This window comes from Streptomyces mutabilis, from assembly GCF_014649815.1.
In the GTDB taxonomy this organism is placed as follows: domain Bacteria; phylum Actinomycetota; class Actinomycetes; order Streptomycetales; family Streptomycetaceae; genus Streptomyces; species Streptomyces mutabilis.
The window spans coordinates 1-4,228 of record NZ_BMTT01000052.1 but is presented as its reverse complement, the minus strand read 5'-3'; the positions used below and the strand labels follow the sequence as shown (position 1 = coordinate 4,228).

The 4,228-nt window shown below is 31.1% G+C and carries 4 protein-coding genes; 2 read left to right on the top strand and 2 right to left on the bottom strand.

Annotated features, from left to right (window positions below):
* Positions 1–255 (top strand): hypothetical protein (locus IE142_RS39500; RefSeq protein WP_502266904.1); only part of this gene is annotated, 255 nt, incomplete at its 5' end.
* A 47-nt stretch (positions 256–302) separates the two neighbouring features.
* Here the strand turns inward: IE142_RS39500 and IE142_RS39495 are convergent.
* Positions 303–914, bottom strand: a complete 612-nt coding sequence (locus IE142_RS39495; RefSeq protein WP_002503031.1) for a helix-turn-helix domain-containing protein — start codon at positions 912–914, stop codon at positions 303–305.
* Positions 915–1,571: 657 nt separating this feature from the next.
* Positions 1,572–3,140, bottom strand: coding sequence for an ABC-F type ribosomal protection protein Vga(A) (locus IE142_RS39490; protein WP_002440627.1), 1,569 nt, complete (start codon positions 3,138–3,140; stop codon positions 1,572–1,574).
* Positions 3,141–3,712: 572 nt separating this feature from the next.
* Between IE142_RS39490 and IE142_RS39485 the strand changes: the two genes are divergently transcribed.
* On the top strand, positions 3,713–4,078 hold the full coding sequence (locus IE142_RS39485; RefSeq protein ID WP_451944331.1) for a plasmid mobilization protein: 366 nt from the start codon (positions 3,713–3,715) through the stop codon (positions 4,076–4,078).
* Positions 4,079–4,228 lie beyond the last annotated feature (150 nt).

Here is a 4,228-nt window from a genome sequence, read left to right as displayed (position 1 = left end):
AAAATAAAGGCAAAAAAAGGACGTAAAATTGAATGGTTAGAGTTTACTTTTGACGCTGAGAAACGCATTCACAATAAACGACAGCCACAAATGGCGAATATAGATAAGTCACGACAATATATAAGTCGGGAAAAAACGCCGAGATGGTTAGAAGAACGTACTTATGAAAAACAAATAAAAAATGAATATGATCCACAATTAGAAAAAGAGCGAAAAGCATTTTTAAAACAACTTCAATTAGACTGGGAAGATTAAAACAAAAGATCTTTAGCCCCCTTGCTAAAGATCTTTTGTTTTGTATTTTATTTTCCTGTTAATTCAGGAATTAGCCAACTTAGAAACCCTCCAATAGGAAAAACAATCCACCAATATCTAGCCATAAAATCCCAGCCATTTTTTACAGGTTCATTTTTTCTATTTCTATTTTTCATTCCAATAGTCATAGGATATTTTTTATCTAATTTTTTTGAAATAAAAACATTTAAAAAATAATACATTATTGCTAAGCTCAAAAATAAAGCGAAAATCCAAATGATGCGGTAAATATTTTGTTCTAAACCGTTTAACTCACCTACAAAGATTCCAAATAGTCCTAAAAACACAAAAATAAAACTAAATGTTATTAATTTAATAGTAAAAAGTTCATTTTTACGATAATTAAACTGCTTTTGTTGTTCTTTAGATATTTCCATTATTTCCTCCTCCTTATCAGAAGACGAGATAGATTCGAATAGTTCATTGACTGTCACATCTAATGCGTTTGAGACACTTTTAAGTGTTTCACTACTAACTTCTTCTCCAGCCTCCATTCTTTGAATTGTTCTTACTGTTACATAAGCCTTTTCTGCTAAATTTTCTTGAGTTAACGATTTTTGTTTTCTAATTTCTGCAACTTTTGATTTGTTCATACTCATAAACTACTCCTCAACTAAAAAAATGAACACGAAAAATTGCCGACAGATGGGCGACAATGAAACGACAGTTACTTCAAAATTATATTCTTAAAAGAAAGTATATATCTAATTTTACAAAAAGCATAAGAAAGGATATACTGAAAGTAACAAATAGCAGATATATCATTGTATGTGAAAACCCCCAGCGTGCCGGCTGGGGGTTTCTTTTTACTTATGCTCTTGTTGTAATAGATAAAGAACATAACCAACAATAATTGGAAAAATGAGCTTATCTAGTACAAATAGCAAGATTATCATTGTATGTGACACCTCCTTTGTGCACGGAAGTGCTTTTCCAGTATAACAAAAAACTACAATTTAAAACGGTGTGTTATCACGTGAAATTGTGAATAAAGATACAAAAGTTCACTTAATGAAAAAGAATGAAAACACGTGAGAACAACGATGTATAAAAGATGAATAAACGATAATCATAAAGAAAAGGCTTAAACGTTGATTTCACAGCGTTTAAGCCTCTTTGATGAGTTAACATAATTACAAATTATAGGTAGTAGAATTGTATAGGTTATGCAATACACTAACTTAATAAATATTACCCATCAATGATTCAATAAAAAGACAACAAGAATAATCTTTATTGCTTAAATTTAAGGTAATTTATTTATCTAAATTTCTTTTTTCATTTATTAAGTTTTGAAACTCTTGTTCTAATTCTTCCGAAGGTTCAATACTCAATCGACTGAGTACTTCTGTAATTTTTGTCTCAAGTAAAAGTTTTTTATCTTCTTTAATATTCCTTGTTGGCTTTTCAGCTTGTTTAAATTGTTCATATGTACCATCAAATATTTTTATTTCTTTATTATCAATTGTCATTATTCGAGTGGCTACTTTTTCGATAAATTTACGATCGTGAGATACAAAGATTATACTGCCATTATATTCCTTTAACAAAGATTCAAACGCCTCTATAGCTTCCATATCAAGAAAGTTTGTTGGTTCATCTAGTACTAACGTGTTAACTTCACTTAAGAATACTTTAGTTAGTGCTACTTTAACTCGCTCTCCACCACTTAAGACATTTATTGGTTTATAAACATCATCTCTAAAAAAATGCATTCTAGCTAGAATAGTTCGAATAAGAGTTTCATTTTGTTGTGAAGAAGATTGAACATTTTCTAAAATACTCTTATCTAATTCTAATGTATCTATTTTTTGGCTAAAATAACCGATTTTGACAGATGGCGATAATGAAATACCATGATTCCCATGAACAATTTTTTTAATAAACGTTGTCTTTCCTGTACCATTAGATCCGATAATTGCCATCTTGTCTCCTCCACGAATACTAAAACTTTTTGCTTTCCACAATACCCGTCCTTCAATTGTGCCCGAGACATCTTCACCACGTATTATAGTTCTATTTTTTACACTTTCTAAATTCACTAAATCCATTTTAAGTGGAGGAAGTTCGTTTCTCTTTTCGACGCTTTCAAGTTTTTCTAGTCTGGTTTCTAGAGATTTTATAGTTTTTCGTAACTTCTTCTGCTTACCTGCAAAGTATGGCTTTGTTCCTTTTATTCTGCTTTCAGATGAACTTAAGTTTTTCGGTTTTTTAGTTGCTCGTTGAGCTTTCTGTTCTTTTATATTTATAGCTTTTTCCAATCGCTTCTTTTCTTTTTCATATTTTTCATATTCTAATTCTTCTCGATGTCTTTCTAATTCTTTTTGTTCAACATAGTTACTATAATTCCCCTTATATTCAGTTATTCTTCCTTCTTCAATTTCCCATATAGTAGTACACAAGTTATCTAAAAAAGCGCGATCATGTGAAACTATAATAAATGCTCCATGCCAATTTTTTAAATCCTGTTCTAATTTTTCTATATAGTCATTATCTAAGTTAGTTGTTGGTTCATCTGCTAATAGCAGTTCTGGATTTTTATCAAGCGCTTGCCGAATATAGTTTCGTGTTACTTCACCACCACTTTTAGTTGATTCTATGAGCTTCAATTGAGGAATAAGTTCACAATGTGAAAATTGTTTTACAATACCTTCTTCAGGCACAATTTTTTTATATAATATGTGAAGTAACGTTGTTTTTCCATTTCCATTTTTACCAACTAAACCAATACGATCATTCTGATAAATCTTTAGGCGATTTATGTTCAACAATAAACGATCTTGAACATAATGTTTTATATGAAGTCCCTCTAACATTATTTTCATATTTCCTCATCCTCTCATAAGTAATTGAAGACAATAAAAGCCTCCTAATCTATTCAGAATAGGAGGCATAAATCTATATAGATGAACTCTAACAAAATACTTTTAGAGCCAACTACAGAATTTTCATCCTATCCTGAAAAGTACAATTGAAAACAACACAAATCAAACGCTATTTGTAAATAAAATACTTTCAATTGTTTCCTTTTGAAAATAGGATTAGTTAATCATGTAGTTGGTTCACCCTTTCCCTTATCGTATTAAATTCAACTTAAACAAATAGCAAATAAATGTCAATGTTCAACCCAAATTATTTCTTCAATTTATTTGTATTACTTAATGAACAATGGCTAGCAATTAGCCACTCTTTTTTGCGTAAGCAAAAAACATAAGGGGCTTGGGGATAATCCCCAACAAGCTGGCGCGTCTGCCACGTTAGTGGCTAGCAAAGCCAATGCTTGCCAAACCACTTAACGACTTGATAAATTTTGCTTTATCTTATAAAGTAAAATTTAAGAAAGGCGTTATCTTTCGTAGAAAGCGTGGTGGGAATAATGAGCGAACAAAATAAATTTGTGGCTAGCGACGAAACTGTTGGGCGAAACCGTAAACCCAACCGTAAGGCGCCGAAACAAATCAGTTTTCGTGTGAGCGAATCCGAATATTTAAAGTTACAACAATCAGCTGAAACTTTAAATATGAGTGTGCCTGCTTTCGTTAAGAAAAAGGCACAAGGCGCCCGATTGGTATCACCCAAATTGGATCAAGCAACACGACAATCGGTAGCAAAAGATTTGAGTATGTTAGGTGCAAATGCCAATCAGATTGCGAAATATTGCAACCAACATCAACACGAAGCACCGAACTACGAAGCATTAGAACGTAACATTAGTGAATTACGTGAAAGGTTAGATGAGATATGGAACATGATCCAAAAATAAAAATGATTGTAAGTGCCATTTTATTTGTGATGTGTTTAATGATATTGTTTTATTTTATTTTCTTTGATCCACAATTTCCGGTGATTTTGTGTTTTTCACTTTTAACTTTTATCACAGGTATTGATTTATATATATCATATAAAAAGAAAA

Excerpts from the sequence above, each read along its gene's own strand:
- IE142_RS39490 (WP_002440627.1), bottom strand. The coding sequence starts at position 3,140 with ATGAAAATAATGTTAGAGGGACTTCATATAAAACATTATGTTCAAGAT.
- IE142_RS39495 (WP_002503031.1), bottom strand. The coding sequence starts at position 914 with ATGAGTATGAACAAATCAAAAGTTGCAGAAATTAGAAAACAAAAATCG.